Annotated in this window: 14 protein-coding genes and 1 pseudogene; 9 read left to right on the forward strand and 6 right to left on the reverse strand. The window is 68.7% G+C overall.

Going from position 1 to position 16,911, the window contains the following annotated elements; translation table 11 throughout:
• Nucleotides 1-8 precede the first annotated feature (8 nt).
• From glmS to ACFY2L_RS17155, 3 genes are all read right to left on the reverse strand, one after another.
• Complete coding sequence (gene glmS, locus ACFY2L_RS17145) at nt 9-1,856, reverse strand: glutamine--fructose-6-phosphate transaminase (isomerizing) (protein ID WP_390658159.1); 1,848 nt, start codon at nt 1,854-1,856, stop codon at nt 9-11.
• A gap of 174 nt (nt 1,857-2,030) precedes the next feature.
• Nucleotides 2,031-2,669 (reverse strand): hypothetical protein, encoded by a 639-nt coding sequence (locus tag ACFY2L_RS17150; RefSeq protein ID WP_390822698.1) that lies wholly within the window; start codon nt 2,667-2,669, stop codon nt 2,031-2,033.
• 2 nt (nt 2,670-2,671) lie between these two features.
• Entirely contained in the window at nt 2,672-3,475 is an 804-nt protein-coding gene (locus ACFY2L_RS17155; RefSeq protein ID WP_390822826.1) for a polymorphic toxin-type HINT domain-containing protein, read from the reverse strand.
• Between the two features lie 246 nt (nt 3,476-3,721).
• On the opposite strand from ACFY2L_RS17155, the pseudogene ACFY2L_RS17160 reads away from it, so the two are divergent.
• Nucleotides 3,722-3,802: pseudogene (locus ACFY2L_RS17160) on the forward strand (hypothetical protein); the annotation flags it as partial.
• A gap of 410 nt (nt 3,803-4,212) precedes the next feature.
• On the opposite strand, the gene ACFY2L_RS17165 reads toward ACFY2L_RS17160, so the two are convergent.
• Nucleotides 4,213-5,553, reverse strand: coding sequence for a tetratricopeptide repeat protein (locus ACFY2L_RS17165; RefSeq protein ID WP_390822699.1), 1,341 nt, complete (start codon nt 5,551-5,553; stop codon nt 4,213-4,215).
• Nucleotides 5,554-5,702: 149 nt separating this feature from the next.
• Here ACFY2L_RS17165 and ACFY2L_RS17170 point away from each other — a divergent pair, with 149 nt between their 5' ends.
• The 7 genes from ACFY2L_RS17170 (at nt 5,703) to ACFY2L_RS17200 (ending at nt 13,093) form a co-directional block, all read left to right on the forward strand.
• Complete coding sequence (locus tag ACFY2L_RS17170; RefSeq protein ID WP_390658154.1) at nt 5,703-5,930, forward strand: hypothetical protein; 228 nt, start codon at nt 5,703-5,705, stop codon at nt 5,928-5,930.
• A gap of 473 nt (nt 5,931-6,403) precedes the next feature.
• Entirely contained in the window at nt 6,404-7,876 is a 1,473-nt protein-coding gene (locus ACFY2L_RS17175) for an asparagine synthase-related protein (protein WP_390822700.1), read from the forward strand.
• Nucleotides 7,873-8,619 (forward strand): class I SAM-dependent methyltransferase, encoded by a 747-nt coding sequence (locus ACFY2L_RS17180; RefSeq protein WP_390822701.1) that lies wholly within the window; start codon nt 7,873-7,875, stop codon nt 8,617-8,619. Before ACFY2L_RS17175 ends, ACFY2L_RS17180 begins: the two co-directional genes overlap by 4 nt.
• A 492-nt stretch (nt 8,620-9,111) precedes the next feature.
• Nucleotides 9,112-9,822: a DUF6193 family natural product biosynthesis protein gene (locus tag ACFY2L_RS17185; RefSeq protein ID WP_390822702.1), complete on the forward strand. Its 711-nt coding sequence runs from the start codon at nt 9,112-9,114 to the stop codon at nt 9,820-9,822.
• A 724-nt stretch (nt 9,823-10,546) separates the two neighbouring features.
• The gene (locus ACFY2L_RS17190) at nt 10,547-10,954 is read left to right on the forward strand and encodes a hypothetical protein (RefSeq protein WP_390822703.1); all 408 of its coding nucleotides are present in this window, start codon (nt 10,547-10,549) and stop codon (nt 10,952-10,954) included.
• A gap of 215 nt (nt 10,955-11,169) precedes the next feature.
• Nucleotides 11,170-12,138 carry a type I pantothenate kinase gene (gene coaA / locus ACFY2L_RS17195; RefSeq protein ID WP_390658492.1) on the forward strand — a complete coding sequence of 323 codons (969 nt, stop codon included), beginning with the start codon at nt 11,170-11,172 and terminating at the stop codon, nt 12,136-12,138.
• 16 nt (nt 12,139-12,154) lie between these two features.
• Complete coding sequence (locus ACFY2L_RS17200; RefSeq protein WP_390822704.1) at nt 12,155-13,093, forward strand: DUF389 domain-containing protein; 939 nt, start codon at nt 12,155-12,157, stop codon at nt 13,091-13,093.
• Here the strand turns inward: ACFY2L_RS17200 and ACFY2L_RS17205 are convergent, their stop codons facing one another.
• The gene (locus ACFY2L_RS17205) at nt 13,094-14,344 is read right to left on the reverse strand and encodes a glycosyltransferase (RefSeq protein ID WP_390822706.1); all 1,251 of its coding nucleotides are present in this window, start codon (nt 14,342-14,344) and stop codon (nt 13,094-13,096) included.
• Between the two features lie 33 nt (nt 14,345-14,377).
• Entirely contained in the window at nt 14,378-15,259 is an 882-nt protein-coding gene (locus ACFY2L_RS17210; protein ID WP_390658145.1) for an alpha/beta hydrolase, read from the reverse strand.
• 315 nt (nt 15,260-15,574) lie between these two features.
• Here ACFY2L_RS17210 and ccrA point away from each other — a divergent pair, with 315 nt between their 5' ends.
• Nucleotides 15,575-16,897 (forward strand): crotonyl-CoA carboxylase/reductase, encoded by a 1,323-nt coding sequence (ccrA, locus tag ACFY2L_RS17215; protein WP_390658144.1) that lies wholly within the window; start codon nt 15,575-15,577, stop codon nt 16,895-16,897.
• The last annotated feature ends 14 nt before the right edge of the window (nt 16,898-16,911 follow it).

Raw genomic sequence — 16,911 nt, forward strand, 5'->3', positions numbered from 1 at the left:
CTGAGGCCCTACTCGACGGTGACGGACTTCGCCAGGTTGCGCGGCTGGTCCACCTCGTTGCCCCGCGCGGTGGCCAGCTCGCAGGCGAAGACCTGCAACGGCACGGTCGCCACCAGCGGCTGCAGCAGCGTGGGCGTCGCGGGGATCCGTACGAGGTGGTCGGCGTAGGGGACGACCGCCTCGTCGCCCTCCTCCGCGATCACGATGGTCCGCGCACCGCGCGCCCTGATCTCCTGGATGTTCGAGACGATCTTGTCGTGGAGGACGGAACGGCCCCGGGGCGAGGGGACGACCACGACCACCGGCAGATCCTCCTCGATCAGGGCGATCGGCCCGTGCTTGAGCTCGCCGGCCGCGAAGCCCTCGGCGTGCATGTAGGCGAGCTCCTTCAGCTTCAGGGCTCCCTCCAGCGCGACCGGATACCCGACGTGCCGGCCGAGGAACAGCACGGTGTCCTTGCCGGCGAGGGAGCGCGCCAGCTCCCGTACCGGCTCCATGGTCCCGAGCACCTCCTCGACCGCACCGGAGATCCGCGCGAGGTCGCGGATGACGGCCCGGATCTCGTCGGCCCACTTGGTGCCCCGCACCTGCCCCAGGTACAGGGCCACCAGATAGCAGGCGACCAGCTGCGTCAGGAACGCCTTGGTGGAGGCGACGGCCACCTCGGGCCCGGCATGCGTGTACAGCACCGCGTCCGACTCCCTGGGGATGGTCGACCCGTTGGTGTTGCAGATGGCCAGCACCCTGGACCCCTGCTCACGGGCGTGCCGCAGCGCCATGAGCGTGTCCATGGTCTCGCCCGACTGGGAGATGGCGATGACGAGCGAGCGCGCGTCGAGGATCGGGTCCCGGTACCGGAACTCGCTGGCCAGCTCGACCTCGCACGGGATGCGCGTCCAGTGCTCGATGGCGTACTTGGCGATGAGGCCGGCGTGGAAGGCCGTACCGCACGCGACGATGACGACCTTGTCGACCTCCCGCAGCTCGGAGTCGCTGATCCGCACCTCGTCGAGGGTCAGCGAGCCGGAGGCGTCGATCCGCCCGAGGAGCGTGTCGGCGACCGCCTTCGGCTGCTCGGCGATCTCCTTGAGCATGAAGTAGTCGTAGCCGCCCTTCTCCGCCGCCGACGCGTCCCAGTCGACGTGATACGAGCGGACGTCCGCCGGACGCCCGTCGAAGCCGGTGACGGTCACCCCGTCCCGCCGCAGCTCGACGACCTGGTCCTGCCCCAGCTCGATCGCCGACCGCGTGTGGGCGATGAACGCGGCGACGTCCGAGGCGAGAAAGGCCTCGCCCTCCCCGACGCCCACCACGAGCGGTGAGTTCCGCCGGGCCCCCACCACCACATCCGGCTCGTCGGCGTGCACCGCGACGAGGGTGAACGCGCCCTCCAGCCGCCGGCACACCAGCCGCATGGCCTCGGCGAGGTCGGCGGTGGCGGAGAACTCCTCGGCGAGCAGATGGGCCACGACCTCGGTGTCGGTCTCGGAGGCCAGCTCATGGCCCCGCTCCTCCAACTCGGCCCGCAGCGCGGCGAAGTTCTCGATGATCCCGTTGTGCACGACGGCGACCCGCCCCGCGTTGTCGAGATGCGGATGCGCATTGGCGTCCGTCGGCCCGCCGTGCGTGGCCCACCGCGTGTGCCCGATCCCCGTCGTCCCGGTCGGCAGCGGCCGCGCCCCGAGCTCCTTCTCCAGGTTGACGAGCTTGCCGGCCCTCTTGGCGGCGGCCAGCCCGCCGTCGGCGAGCACGGCGACACCGGCCGAGTCGTATCCCCGGTACTCCAGCCGCTTCAGCCCGGCCATCACGACCTCGAGCGCCGACTGAGACCCCACGTATCCCACGATTCCGCACATGCGCGGCAGCCTAGGCGCGAAAAGCCGCCCGAACACGCCTCCACGTGCCCGAATTCGGAAATTCCAACAGCCGGTCCATGGGGCACCGCAGGCAGATGCCCGATACGGCCTCGGGAGGCCCGTACCCCCGGCGCCCCAGAGGTACGGGCCTTGATTCAGCGTGTGTTTTCGACGTCAGGCCGGATCCGGAACGGACTGGAGTGTTCCGTCGTCCACGACCAGCTCGTGATAGCCGAAGCGTTCGCCGAGCTCGTGGTACCGGAGGTAGCGCGACTCCGCGACCGGAACCAGGTACGCCTTGAGCACCCGCAGGAAGAGCCGGAACCCGAGATCGGGATCGACGCGGGCGACCACCTCCTCCAGCGCGCCCACCACCTCGGCCCCGCCGGCCCCGACGGCGTGCCGCACGTCCGGCGCGGCCGCGCGGATCTCCTCCAGGACAGCCTCCTCCAGCGGCCCGTCCGCCGGGGGGTCCGGCGGTACGGGAGTGAAGGAGGGCTGGTCGAGGCGTATCCGGTCGGCACAGATCCGGACGATGTCGCCCAGCCATGCCCGCCCGTCCCTCCGCACGTCGTCCCCGTCGCAGGGCAGGCCGATCGCCGCACGCCAGAGCAAGTCGATCACCCGGGTGGGCACCGACGACTCCAGCAGCCGCAGGGCGTCGTCCAGGAGCGTCGCCGCATACGCCCCGTCACCCCAGTCCGCCGCACCGGCGACGATCTCCTCCGGCGTGGCCTCACCCGCCCAGGGCCCGGCGAACCACTTGGTGAGCCCGCTGAGCCCGAAGTCGATCCAGATGTCCTGTCGTCGCACCCTCACCTCACGGCCTCGCACCCTTGGGGTACGAGGTGTACACCATGTAGCCCGTCGAACGAGAGGAGGTCCGTCGGGCTCTCGGAGTCCTTCGGGGTCTCCCGCATCCACTTCGCCAGCCGGTCCTGGTTCTTCTTGTTCTGGGCCGGCGACCCTCCGGTGAGCCACTTCTTCATCGCCTCGTTCACGGCGTTCTGGGCAGTTTCCAGATCCTTCCAGACCCCGGTCACACCAGGGTGGTTCGGGTTCCTCTCCCAATCGCGCTGGGCTTTGGCGCGCGCTCGCTCCGGAGTCGTATCGACATGGTCGTCGATCGTGTGGGCGCCGCGGTCACCGTCGTGCAGGGTCAGGTCGAGGCAGTTGTGGACCAGGACGTCCCGTGCCGGGGCGCCCGGCGTGCCCTCCGTACCCACGTAGAAGGTGTGCAGCCCGTCGACCGTCAGGTCGTACACAGTGCGCGGTGCCAGACCCGACCGGTCGTGCAGGGCACTGACGACACGGGACGTGCCGTCCGGCCCACGCAGCCGGTCACCGGTCCGCAGGTCGGCCATGAAGGTCCAGCCCTGTCCTGCGACGTACACCCGGTGCCCAGCCGTGCTGGTCAGGCCGTACCCGTCAGCGAAGGAGATGTCGACGAGCCGCCGCGTCTCGTGCCGGATGGTGTCCGTGACCGGCTGGGCAGCGTGGGCACCGGTCTCGGCGTCCGTCGCCAGGAGCAGGTCGCCTTCCCGGATCGAGCCGATCGGCCGACGCGTACGTCTGCCATCAGCACCGGCGTGTCCGCCGGGAAGCTGTTGACGCGGCAGCTGGTCAGCGCATCTTCGACGATGTTGACCTTCTGCTCGATGGCCGCCAGCGTGCTTGGGTCGATGTCCAGCTTCTTGAGGGCCTTGAACGCGTCAGCGACGCCGACACCGGTCTTCAGCGCGGCGTCCAGGGCGCGGATCCGGCTACCGGCCAGATGCGGACCCGGCAGGTCATCGGCAGCTTCAAACGGCTCCGTCCGCTCGGTGACCGCGCTGCACGACCGCTCGGGCCTGACCCCGCGTACGGTCTACGACCTCACCGTCGACGACCTGCACACGTATTATGTGCTGGCGGGGCAGACGCCGGTACTCGTTCACAACAGCAACGGATGTATGAACTGGGCCTCCAACAGCGTTAAAACGTGGGGTCACACATTCAAGAAGGGCGTCCCGCTTGCGCGGGCCACTGCGCGCCGACCCCGATTCCGGAAGCAACAGCATCGGCCCGCAGCGGCGCCGCCGGCCCGCTCCGCCGAACGCCGCACAGCATCACGTCAGGCCGCGGCAGCCAAAGGCCGCGATCGTCGTCGGCGTGCCATCACAGGCGAGGCCACAGATCGAGCAGCCCATCCCGCTGCCGAGCGGCCAGGCCGGAGCAGGGCGGATGCCGTGACGGAAGGAAGAGGCGTGGTTGGGGCCGGTGCGGGGTTGCTGGAAGCACACGTGGCGGGTGATCTCTCGGCGCACCCGCCGTCGTGGCTGACTTTCTGTGGCTGAGCTTGAAGGTGCGACGGGGATCAGGTGACCAGCGACGGTGGTGCGAGCGTCCGTGCTCGGTCGTACAGGTCCCGGGCCGTCGCGTTCTTCAGATGAGGGCGCAAGAGACCGAACATCGCCTTCACGCGCTCGTCGGCGCGGCCGGACTGCACCTTGGGGTAGTCGTCGAGGGCCTGGTGCCAGGTGACGCAGGCCGCTTCCAGATGGCCGAGTTCCAACTGCCGCTCTGCCAACAGGCCACGACGGTGTACTCGTGTGCGCTGGTACACGCTGGGGCGGAGCCGGTCCGCTTGCTGCATGGCTTCGACGGCTCCGGCCTTGTCACCGAGTTCGTAACGCACCTGGCTGACGTGGTAGTTGAGCGAAGAAGGGTCATACGAGCCGAACGCCTTTCCGCGTGACTCGGCACGGTCCATGGCCGCCTCGGCCTCCCGGATGTAGCGCAGCGCGCCCGCACGGTCGCCGGTCTGCGCGGCGGCATGCGCCTGCTGGCCGACGAGGAAGGCCAGCATCCGGGGCCCGGCTTTCGGGGAGGCGGCGGCAGCGGCGTCGGCCAGCTCCATGGCCTTCGCCCCGTGGCGGAGGTCGACTGCCTGGACGCTCATGCCCCGCAGGGTAGTGCAGTACGTCAGGTGGTCCTCGGCAGCGCCAGCCAGCTCCAGGGCCTTGACGTAGTAGCGCTGCGCGAGACCGTGCAGCCCTTCGTCCACAGCCATGTAGCCGGTCAGGTAGAGCAGGTCCGAGGCGGCGGACAGCATCGCCTTGCGTACGTCCTCGGACGTGTCGGCGCGCAGGTAGGAGGCCACAGTGTTGACCATGAACGAGGCCGCCATGGGGCGTGCGTGACGGCCGCCGAACTCGTCGTCCAGCTCCGAGACACGCTCGGTCATGGCGACGACCATGTCCACTTCATTCATGCCGATGCGACTCGTGCGGCCGGACTGGACGGCGTCGGCACGCCCAACCACATCAGGCCAGCCGGGAATGGTGACGGCCACGGAGAACAGGCCGGCACCCAGGACACTGCGGCGGGACGGGTCCATATCCAGCCTCCCCAGGACGATCACCCCTTCCACGGTATCCGCAGCCGCGGAGGAGCGATCGCGTGGAACGGGCAGCCCGGCCTCGGCATGGGTGACGGGGCGGCCGAGGTGGCGGGAGAGGGCTTCGAGGATGCATGCGCGCACCGCACCGCGCGGGACGGTGCCTCCGAGCCAGTGGCTCACCGCCGACTCGTCGTAACGCAGAGGGATTCCGGTCTCCGTACCGACGCGGTTCACCGCCCGCGCGAACTGACGGTGAGTCCAACGGCTCTCGGCGAGCAGGCGCCCGAGCGCCACGTTCGGTTCACGCTTGGCCATGCCCTCAACTCCCCGTGACCTTGCGAACTTTCAAGGCTTTCAAGTCCTGACGCTGCGGCAACGGTACCGCTGAGCGTGGTCGTGCGGTTGCGTAGAGACAGCAGGGAACGGCGAGACCTCGCCGCAGCCGTCGTCTGAGGGGCTGAGGGATGAGAAGTGAAGCGCGGGCCCGTCTGGCCCGGCTGGCCGAGGAGCGGGGCGTGGACGGGGTGTTGAGGATCGACACCTACGAGGGCACGGACCTGCCGCCGGGTTCGAATCGATTCTCGCCGGGTCGCTGCCCGCAGCACCGCAGTGCCACGCCTGAGGACGCAGCGGCGAGGCTGAGCGCCGCACTACGCGAGGTCAACGAGCGCAGCCGTGGAGAGCGGCTATGAATCGGTTGGCCGCAGTCGTCGGCCGCTACGCCGGACCGCTCCTGATCATCACTATCTCGGGTTCAGTCGGCTTCGTCCTGGGCGTGGCCGCCGCATCCACACCCACCTGACTCCTCCCCGTCACGCATCCAGGCTCCCCACCTGTGACGAGGGAGGGCCCGCCGCCGGAAGCGGTGGGCACCCCGCCCGGCTGCCTTCTTCGCAAGGGTCCGGCAGCCGGACGGGTCCAACTCCGCAGCATCGGCCGCGGAGTCCACTGAAAACCGTAAGGGAGAAAACGATGAACGTGGACGAGCTGTTCACCGGCGACCTGATCACCGGCGTCCCGGCCGTCGAGGCCGCGCTGCTCGACAAGATGCCGGGCGGCGGCGACAACAACGGCGACCACTGCAGCAAGTGATGCAGGGCTGACACCAGGCGGGGCGGGGCCATAGGTGGCCCCGCCCCGCCGCACGGCATCGGAAAGGGACGACATGCTGTCGATGCGTCTGCGCCTGGCCGATCTCCAGGAGCCCAAGTGGAGATCACAGGGCGGCCGTTGGATCAACGGCGAGAGCTGGATCGAGCCCGCGAACGTGTCCACTCTGGTCATGGAGGTCAACGATGACCAGGCGCCGCGCGTACGGGTCCGCGTGAAGGAGTGCAGGCGGGACGAGGCCGACTTCGTCGCGCTCACCATGGAGCCCGGACAAGCCCGCCTGGCGGCGGGTGTCTTCGGCACAGCCCCGCTCTACCTGACAGAGAAGGCCGGCGAACTGCACGCCTCGTGGGACCTGACACTACTGCGACCGTATCTGCGGGCCGACCGCCTGGTGCCGCGCGTTGTCGCCCGCACGCTGACGAGGCAGCACCGCTACACGTCCGAGACGCTCTTCAAAGGCGTCTACCGCCTCACCGAACGGGCAGCGGCCACGTTCACTCCCTCGGGACTCAGCATCCACTACCCCGACCCCGCCGAACACGTGCTTGAGCCGCGTACGCTGCGGCCCGGCGTGGATCCACTCATGACTCTGGACGAGTTGCTGACCGACGTGATCCGCCAGACGCCGACGGCAACCGGATGTGTAGGTGTTGAGCTGTCCGGCGGCGCGGACTCCGGGAACGTCGCCCTGGCCGTGAAAGCAGCGCGCTTCCCCGAGGTGTACAGCTTCGGCCTGCTGGTGGGAGGGAGCACCGGCAGGCAGCAGCGCGAGCGGCGTCGGGCTCTTGTGGAGCACTGCGGCTTCCGAGACACGGCCACCCCCGCCCTGCAGCACCCACCCTTCTGCGCCGGGGGCGTGCGCGATCTGTGCAAGCCGCACGATCCGGCGGGAGCCTTCTACCAGGAGGCGTTCGATGTCGTGCGCGAGCAGGCAGCCGCCCGGCGGTGCGAGGTCATGTTCACGGGCAGCGGCGGGGACGAGATCAACGCCCACCACTCCAGGACTCAGGCCAAGCTGCCGACGCCGGAACCCGTGCCGTGGCTCGGCGACAAAGCAGTCCGAGCGCTCGCCGAAGTCAATGAGCACCTGGCCCCCATCCCAGTGCTGCCCGTACCGACCCTGATGGCGTTCGGGATGCACAACCCTGGATTCCTCCGGGCCGGAATCTGGCCGGTGAGCCCGCTCGCGCATCCGCGGATCGTGCGGTTCATGGAGCAGCTACCGCACGAGCACAAGCGAGGCAAGGCGCTGTTCCGCGAACGGATCAGACGGGCCGGGCTGCCCGAGTGGGTGGCCGCGCCGGCCGAACCGGAGAACTTCCTGGCCGTCCTGGAGAAGGGTTTACGTTCCTACGGCTTGCCGGTCTTGGACGACATGCTGAAGGAGTCCATCCTGGTGGACCTCGGCTACGTTGACGGCAAGGTTCTCGCCAAGGCGGGGAGGAACGCCGACTCCGCGCCGGTCGTCCCCGATCTGCTGTGCGATGTGCTTGCCCTGGAGGTCGGACTGCGAAGCCTCATGTGACCAGCCCCGAGACGGAAGCCGAGCACGTGGAAGCCACCAACCTCCTGTACCGCGATCCGGCACTCTACGACGTGGTCCAGTCCGACAGCACGAGCGCCGGAATGTGCCAGACCCTGATCGAGCTGCACCGGCCGGACGCCCGGACCCTGGTCGACTTCGGATGCGGTACCGGCCGCGACCTGGAGATCCTCGCCAAGCGCTTCGAGTGCATCGGCGTGGACCTCCAGCCCCGCATGGTCGACTACGCCCACCAGGCCCGGCCCGGGCTGGACATCCGCACCGGCGACATGCGCACCGTGCGACTCGGCAGCCGCATGGACGTGGTGACCTGCATGGGCAACAGCCTCGCTTACGTGCACGACAACGAGTCGATCAGCCAGGTCTTCGCCACCTTCGCCGCCCACGCCCGGCCAGGAGCGCTACTCGTGCTGTGTTCCCCCGTCGCCCCGATCACCCGGACCGAGCCGACCACCGCCACGGTCGACACCCCGACGGGATCCGCGACCGTCACCATCCGCCACACGTGGGACCTGCGGACCCAGATCAACACCATGCACCGGCACTGGCTGCTCCCCTCGGGCGACGAGGCCCGAGACGAGATCCGCAGGCGCGTCCTGTTCCCCCAGGAGCTCGAACGCTACGCGGAGGGCGTCGGCTTCGAGGTCCTGGACATGCTCGACGGCACAGGGACAGGGCTTACTGGCCCAACGGCGTACACGGTGGCTCGACAAACGCCGCGGTGACCGCCGGGCCGAGGAATGGCACCAGCGCCAGCCGTTCGACTCCTGACGGCAGTAGCGACGGCAACACCCACGGATTCCCCCGCACAACCACGGACACCAGCGGAACGCAAATCGCGCGCTGACCAGCGAAGAAGCAGGTAGAGGGGCACCGCGTAGCACACGTACCATGTGCTGGCTGGACAGACTCCAGCACTCGTTCACAATTGCAACGTTGCGCTGGGTCAGAAGGCTGAAGGCACCTACGAGTGGGCCGAAAAGCTGGGCTACAAACACTTCGGGAAACTGGAAGGCTGGCAAGGGCCGGTAGAGGCGGCGATCAGGGATACCAGAAACATCCTTCACGTAAACATGAAGGGAGTTGGGTCTTTCGTTGACGCTGCGAGGGACGGGCTTACCCCGGGGCGCCCATATGCCACAGATGTCGAGAATTCTCAGTGCCGGAGCCCGACTGGGGTTCGTTCGGCAGAATTCGCCTCTACATAGATTGAGCTCGTGGACGGTGTAGCACTGATAGGAATGATCAACTTCGATCTCTATCCGGAGATTCAGGATGCTGGCTCGCTGTCTTCGGCCATGGCCGAAGCGGCAGATAAGGTCGGCCTCGATTTGGCCGGAGTGCGCAGTCAATCCGAGGCTGGGTCGGGCGTGATCTCCACCGCGCAGGTGGATTCAAGTCGCGGAAAGGTCTTGGTGTGGCTCGGCGAGTCCACGAGAACATTCTTCGTCGGTATCCAAGAGGGCCGGTTCGTCTGGGCGGAAGGTGCCACCGATGATCTCGCTGATCTGGTTGCCGCGTCGATGGCGTGGCGTGATGGGATGTCGGTAGGCGAGTTCGCAGAGAACTTTCCTTTCATGACGCTGACGCGACTCGCCAAGGCGCGGGAGGCGGGTGATCCGGTCCCGGCCCAGTGGGACTGGCTCCTGAACTCGAAGATATTCGAAGAGGAGCGACCTCTTGTAGAGGCCGCTCACGGCGAGTATCGCTTCCGTCGACTGTTCCCGAATCTGAGTCATGGGACTTTGCGGCTCAGTACGAATCTTGGAGTGCAGGGATCGCGCGAGCTTCACATCAAGCCTCTGGATGCCGGCCGCTATCGCGTCGAAGATACTTCAGTATCTGGTTCGTCTTTCGACGCTGGCACCTTGACGGAGGCGGTCGTAGCCGCCGCCGAATTTCTTGATAGAGGCCCAGATTTGAAATGAGGTGGCATCCTTTGTTGCAGCGATCTTTCGCGGGCATGGGCATCCGCCCGCGATTTTCCCAACGCTCCAGCAAATCGGAAGCCCAATCAGGTGCGTCCCGTCGAGGCTTCTGAGGGGCTTGACGGCAGTAGTTGACGGCAACGGCGGCGGACACTGGGGGTGTTCGCCGCCGTTGCCGTGCGTGCGTCAGGGGTTCATCTGCGGGTGGATCTGCTGGACGGATCGAGCCGCCAGATTCTGGTGCACGAGCCGGCCGGAGGGCGCTATGAGATCATCCGCGCCTCGGTACCAGAGGCCGCCTGAATCGAGGTGCCGGCCGGTGATCTACTCGCTTACCCGCGAGCCGCCGAGTAATGCCGCGGAGCAAAATACCCGAACCGAACTGGGACGCACTGAATGGGTGAGGTGACGCCGGAGTCCACCGGTTCCGAACTGTTCCGATCGGAAAGGTACTTCAAGGTCTGGCAGTACGCCGTCGGTCATCGCAGGCTGCCCCCGACGCCGTATGGTCGCTCCCCGGTATCCGGCGGACCACTCCGGTCACGGTGACCGAGGCCCAGCGCGGACCGTCGCGGCGCGCACCGCTGGACAGGACCTCACCCCCGCCGGCCGCCGCAGCGGAAGCCCCGGACGGCACCGCATCGGAAGTCGTTGCGTCTCACTTGCCGAAAGCCGGACCGGGCCCAGTGACCCGAAGACCCCGAGGACAGGAAGAGCACGGAGAATGCCAGATTTCGTACGAGAGGGACGTCTGTTCCGGGTGGTCAGCTTCTCGGCGTCACACCGGCAGCTGCTGTTGTGCAGCGAACCCACTGCCGTCGACAACACGGACACCCGCGTCGAGGTGTACTTCGGGCATGTGGAGCTCATGCTGCTCAAGCCCATCTACGAGAAGGGGATCCACGTCCGCAGGGCGTCGGAGGCGGAGTTCGCGGTGCTGAAGGAGCGTCATGACCTCCCCGCGGACGATGCGTGCTTCACCTGGATGATCGAACCGGACGGGGACAGCTTCGTCGTCTCCGGCAACCCCTCGTGGCGCGAGGCGGACCGCAAGTTCGAGGACCCGTCCCTGTTCGACTTCTCCCAGCCCTGGCCCCCGGACTTCCCCATGGAGTACGGCAACGTCCGCTGACGCGGAGACGCGCGGAGGACCCGCCGAGGGCCCCCCTGCCACAGGGGGCGCCCTCGGGACCGGGGCCGCACAACCCGGCCCGCATCACAAAAAGGGCATCCAGGCTGGTCAGGCCCTCGCCGGGGTGCCGGGCCGCCGCCCGGCGTGACGCACCCCACCCCGCCACCCCGTTCAAACTCCGTTAACAATGGACTGTGATCTCACCGGTCTCCCCGATGCCCCGGAGCGCCCACCGGCCCAGGCCGGAGGCGACTCCCTTCGTCGACCTCACCCGTCGCGAGTGGAGCGCGCTGCGCGACAAGACGCCGCTGCCGCTCACCGCCGAGGAGGTCGAGAAGCTGCGCGGCCTCGGCGACGTCATCGACCTGGACGAGGTGCGGGACATCTACCTCCCGCTGTCCCGGCTGCTCAATCTCTACGTGGGCGCCACGGACGGGCTGAGAGGGGCCCTGAACACCTTCCTCGGCGAACGGGGCTCCCAGTCCGGCACCCCGTTCGTCATAGGTGTCGCCGGTTCCGTGGCCGTGGGCAAGTCGACCGTCGCCCGGCTCCTCCAGGCGCTGCTCTCCCGCTGGCCCGAGCACCCCCGCGTGGAACTGGTGACCACCGACGGCTTCCTCCTGCCCACCCGGGAGCTGGAGGCCCGCGGCCTGATGTCGCGCAAGGGCTTCCCGGAGTCGTACGACCGCCGTGCCCTGACCCGGTTCGTCGCCGACATCAAGGCGGGCAAGGACGAGGTCACCGCCCCCGTCTACTCGCACCTGATCTACGACATCGTCCCCGACCGGCGGCTGACCGTCCGCCGCCCCGACATCCTCATCGTCGAGGGCCTGAACGTCCTCCAGCCGGCACTCCCCGGCAAGGACGGCCGCACCCGCGTCGGCCTCGCCGACTACTTCGACTTCAGCGTGTACGTCGACGCGAGCGCCGAGGACATCGAGCGCTGGTACCTCAGCCGCTTCAGGAAGCTGCGCCAGACCGCCTTCCAGAACCCGGACTCGTACTTCAGGAAGTACACCCAGGTCTCCGAGGAGGAGGCCCTCGACTACGCCCGCACCCTCTGGCGCACCATCAACAAGCCCAACCTCGTCGAGAACATCGCCCCCACCCGCGGCCGGGCCGCGCTGGTCCTGCGCAAGGGCCCCGACCACAAGGTGCAGCGCCTGAGACTGCGCAAACTCTGACGGCTACCCTGCCCCCATGCTGCATCTGCGCCTGATCACACCGTCGGACAGGACCGACGACGTGGTCCGCCTGATCGACAAGACCGTCGGCACCACCCATCTGGTGGTGATGGAGGGCGCCGCCCGCAACCCCGTGGGAGACGTCGTCCTGTGCGACGTGGCCCGCGAGGCCGGCGACGAACTCCTCTCCGGGCTGCAGGAGCTGGGCCTGGACGAGAGCGGTTCGATCGCCGTCGAGAACATCGACCTGTCCCTCTCCCGGCGCGCCGACCACGCCGAGGCGGAGGCACCGGGCGAGGGCGCGGACGCGGTCCTGTGGGAGCACCTCACCGACGCCACCCACGAGGAGTCGACGCTCTCCGTCACCTACTTGTCCTTCATCACGCTGGCCACGATGATCGCCGCCTGCGGTGTGGTCCTCGACAACGCGATCCTGATCGTGGGCGCGATGGCCGTCGGCCCGGAGTTCGGCCCGCTGGCCGGTGTCTGCACGGCGATCGTGCAGCGCGCCCCGCGGCTGGCGCTGCGTTCCCTGGTCGCGCTGCTGGTGGGCTTCGCCGTGGCGATGGTGGCGACGGCCGGGTTCAGCCTCTTCATGGACGCCGTGGGCCTGTTCACCGAGGGGCAGCTGGAGGCCGACCGACCCAACACCGGGTTCATCTACGCCCCGGACTGGTTCTCCTTCGTCGTGGCCCTCCTGGCCGGGGCCGCCGGCACGCTCTCCCTCACGTCCGCGAAGTCGGGCGCCCTGGTCGGCGTGGCCATCTCGGTGACCACGGTCCCGGCCGCCGCCAACGCGGCCGTCGCCCTGATCTACGGCGACACCAACCAGACCCTGCGCTCCTCGGAGCAACTGCTCCTGAACCTGCTGGGCATCATGCTGGCCGGCACCCTGACGCTGCTGACCCAGAAATGGCTCTGGTCGAGGCAGCGGGGCCGTTCGAGGGCTTCCTGATCAACCGGTGCGGACCCCGTACCGGTTCAGGACCTGGCAGGCGCGGGCCGTGCCGTTCTCGGCCCGCAGCACCCGGCCGATCCGGCGCGCGGCGTCGGCGTAGGGCGTGTGCCGGGTGAGGGCGCGCAGGCGCCGGACGAGCTCGGGGACGGCGAGATCACGGGCCGGCAGCGGGGCGGGCCCGGCGCCGAGCCCACGCACCCGTGCGGCCCAGTAGGCCTGGTCGCCGAAGAACGGGCAGACCAGCGAGGGCCTTCCGGCCCGCAGGGCCGAGGCCGTCGTGCCGGCCCCGCCGTGGTGCACGACGGCGGCCATCCTCGGGAACAGCCAGTCGTGAGGCGTGTCGCCGACCACCAGGATGTCGTCCTCGCTGGTGGCGGGATCCCCGGCCAGCACCCCGCGCAGTTTCGCGCGCCGCAGGGCCGTCCGCAGGAGGGCGTCGGTCGCCTCGGGGTCGCCGGTCCGCATGCTGCCGAATCCGACGTAGACGGGCGGGGGCCCGTCGGCGAGGAAGTCGAGCAGGTGCCGTGGGGGCTCCCACTCGGGCTGGTCGTGGTGCCAGAAGCCGGTCACATGGACGTTCGGCCCCCAGTCGGGCGGCCTCGGCACGACCGCCGGGCTGAACGCGCAGAGCACGGGGGCGCGCCGGGCCTGCCGGAAGGGGGCCGCCAGGGGCAGCTCCGGGAGGCCGAGGCTCTTGCGGCGCCACACGTTGACGTACTTGCGGCACACGAGCCAGGACCCGAGGTCGACCGCGTCGAAACTGAACCGGTTGCCCAGGGAGCCCAGCATCCGGGCGGCCGGTGCGAACGGGTGCGGGAAGGCCCTCGTGGGCTGGCTCGGCTGGAAGTGGACGACGGCGTGCGGGACGTGGAGGTACTCGCTCAGGTGAACGCCGAGGAAGCTGAAGGTGGGGGCCAGCACCAGGTCGGCTCCCCGGGCGCCGGCCCTGGTCTCCTCGAGGATCGGCATCATGTGCGGACGCAGGACCCGGTCGATCCGGCGGACGAAGGCCACCGGGTTGCTGCGGCCGGCGAGGAGTTCCTGGCCCTCGGCGGACTCGATGATCTCCGCCGGGTCGGCGGGGAGGGCGTGGAAGTCCAGTCCCGCCCCGGCGACCAGCGGCCGGTAGCGCCCGCTGGCGAGGACCCTGACCGTGTCGCCTCCACGGGTCAGGGCCCGGCCCAGCGCCAGGCAGGGCTGGACGTCACCCCGGGATCCGGCGGCGAAGATCACCACTGTCCGCCCCATGCCGACGCCTCTCCTCTCCGCGCTCGTCTCCGCTCAGCCGCTGTGCCCGGCACCGGTGTGCGCGCGCTGTCCCAGCGACGTCATGACCACGGGCCAGATGCGGTGCAGTTCCTTCTGCCAGTAGGGCCAGGAATGCGTCCCCGGCGCGTACAGATGCGTCGAGACGTCCACACCCGCCGCACGGAGCGAGGACGCGAACCTCACGGTCTGCTTCGGCAGGGCGGCTTCGCCGAGGACGCTCGCCAGCAGCGCGTCCATCGGGCGGCCCCGGTCCAGCGGTCCGGGCACGCTGTTGCCCACGGACAGATGGACGTGCGTCCCGCGGAAGGCACGTGGCATGGCCGCGGGATTGTGGGCCTGCCAGACGCGGAAGTTCCGCACCGGGTCGCCCCAGACCTTCTTGACGTCGACGCCGTCCCGCCCCGAGCCGAGTCCGATGGCCAGCCGCACACCGGGGTCGTTGAGATCCACGTAGGAACTCATCGCCGCCGCGTACCGGAACAGTCCGCGGTGGTGTGCCGAGTAATTGAGTGCGCCGAATCCGCCCATGGAAAGTCCCACGACGGCTCGTGAGGAGCCGGCCCGGTATTTCTTCTCCATGAGCCGTACGAGTTCGCCGGTGTGGAATGTTTCCCAGCGGTGCGTACCGTCGAACCAGTCGCTGTAGTAACCGGCTTTTCCGGCGTCGGGCATGACGATGAGCACGTCGGAGTTCTGCGACAGCTCTTCCACGTCCGTCTCTCGCGTCCACGACGTGTAGTCGTCGTCACCGCCGTGGAGCATGTACAGAACGGGGTAGGTGGCGTGCGGTTCCCTTCTCCAGCTCTCGGGGAGAATGACGCGGACGGGAATGGACCTCCCCATGGCCGGTGAACTGACCGTGAGGTCGCGCACCCGGTCGTCGATCTTTTTCACGGCAGTGATACGAGCGCCTGCACCAGCAGGCCCAGGCGTGCCGTCCGGCCTCAGCTCAGCCGCATTCGCCTCGGTGGAGAACAATGCGGCGACGAGCCCGAGGCACACCACGAAGAATTTCATGGGCTGCGGAACTCCTCAGGAGGGAATAAGCTCGCCAGAGCATGTCGGAAATATGCTGGTCATCACCAGCGGACACACCGTTCACCGGGCGTCGGCAGGGCAATCGCCCATACGGCACAGCCACGGTTGCGGGGCGGCAGGTCAGCGGTTCTCGTGGAACAGTCGCAAGACGTCAGCGAGATTGGAGCCGAAATGACATCGCCCCTGTCCGAAGCGGTCATCGCGGGTGCGGACGCAGCGGCCCTCGAATCCCTCCCTCTCCCCGACCACTTCCCGGCGGCCTGTGTGCGCGCCGCCGACGTCAACATGTTCGAGGGCGTCGAGGACAAGGACGTACGCAAGTCCCTGAGCGTCGGGGACGTTCCCATGCCGGAACTCGCCCCGGACGAGGCTCTGATCGCCGTGATGGCGAGCGCGATCAACTACAACACGGTGTGGACGGCCATGTTCGAGCCGCTGCCCACCTTCCAGTTCCTCAAGGCCATGGGACAGGCCGGGGGGTGGGAGGCGCGGCACGATCTGCCGTACCACATCGTGGGGTCCGACGCCGCGGGCGTCATCGTCCGCACGGGATCGTCCGTGCGGAAATGGAAGGTCGGTGACCACGTCTCGATCTCGCCGGCCTACGTCGACGAGCAGGATCCCGACACCCACCGCGACGGCATGCTCGGCCTCGGGCAGAAGGCCTGGGGGTTCGAGACGAACTTCGGCGGCCTGGCCCACTACGCCGTCGTCCGCGCGAGTCAGCTGATGCCGAAGCCCCCCGCGCTGACCTGGGAGGAAGCGGCCGTCAACCCGCTGTGCGCCAGTACGGCCTACCGCATGCTGGTCAGCGACCGCGGGGCGCGGATGAAGCAGGGCGACATCGTGCTCGTCTGGGGCGCGACCGGCGGGCTGGGCTCCTACGCCGTCCAACTGGTGCGCAACGGCGGCGGTATCCCGGTCGGCGTGGTGAACTCCGACGAGAAGGCGCGTCTGCTCAGGTCGCTGGGCTGCGAGGCCGTCATCAACCGCCAGGAGGTGCTGGGCGGGGACGACACGCTGCTGGGGCGGCCCGAGGGCTGGAAGCGGATGGGCAGGGCGATCCGCGAGGCGGTCGGCGACGACCCCCACATCGTGTTCGAGCACGTCGGCAGGAAGACCTTCGCGGCGTCCGTGTTCCTGGCCAGGCGCGGCGGGACGGTCGTCACCTGCGGCTCCAGCACCGGCTACGAGCACACCTACGACAACCGCTACCTGTGGATGCGGCTGAAGCGGATCATCGGCAGCCACGGCGCGAACCTGCACGAGCAGTGCGAGGTCAACCGGCTCATCGCGCTGGGCGGCGTGGTTCCCGCCCTGTCGACGACGTATCCGCTGGCGGAGGTCGGGGCGGCCACCCGGACCGTCCAGGTCAACGAGCACATCGGGAAGGTCGGAGTGCTGTGTCTGGCTCCGCGCCCCGGCCTCGGTGTCACCGACCCGCAGGCCAGGGCCCGCATCGGTGAGGAGCGCTTGCGCCTGTTCCGCAGGTGAGCCCCGCGGAACAG

It is taken from the genome of Streptomyces sp. NPDC001381, from assembly GCF_042895685.1.
Taxonomy (GTDB): Bacteria; Actinomycetota; Actinomycetes; order Streptomycetales; family Streptomycetaceae; genus Streptomyces.

Bases quoted from the DNA above. Each gene is read 5' to 3' on its own strand.
- glmS (WP_390658159.1), bottom strand. From the start codon at position 1,856: ATGTGCGGAATCGTGGGATACGTGGGGTCTCAGTCGGCGCTCGAGGTC.
- ACFY2L_RS17165 (WP_390822699.1), bottom strand. From the start codon at position 5,553: ATGGCCAAGCGTGAACCGAACGTGGCGCTCGGGCGCCTGCTCGCCGAG.
- ACFY2L_RS17170 (WP_390658154.1), top strand. From the start codon at position 5,703: ATGAGAAGTGAAGCGCGGGCCCGTCTGGCCCGGCTGGCCGAGGAGCGG.
- ACFY2L_RS17175 (WP_390822700.1), top strand. From the start codon at position 6,404: ATGCTGTCGATGCGTCTGCGCCTGGCCGATCTCCAGGAGCCCAAGTGG.
- ACFY2L_RS17190 (WP_390822703.1), top strand. From the start codon at position 10,547: ATGCCAGATTTCGTACGAGAGGGACGTCTGTTCCGGGTGGTCAGCTTC.
- coaA (WP_390658492.1), top strand. From the start codon at position 11,170: ATGCCCCGGAGCGCCCACCGGCCCAGGCCGGAGGCGACTCCCTTCGTC.
- ACFY2L_RS17200 (WP_390822704.1), top strand. From the start codon at position 12,155: ATGCTGCATCTGCGCCTGATCACACCGTCGGACAGGACCGACGACGTG.
- ACFY2L_RS17205 (WP_390822706.1), bottom strand. From the start codon at position 14,344: ATGGGGCGGACAGTGGTGATCTTCGCCGCCGGATCCCGGGGTGACGTC.
- ccrA (WP_390658144.1), top strand. From the start codon at position 15,575: ATGACATCGCCCCTGTCCGAAGCGGTCATCGCGGGTGCGGACGCAGCG.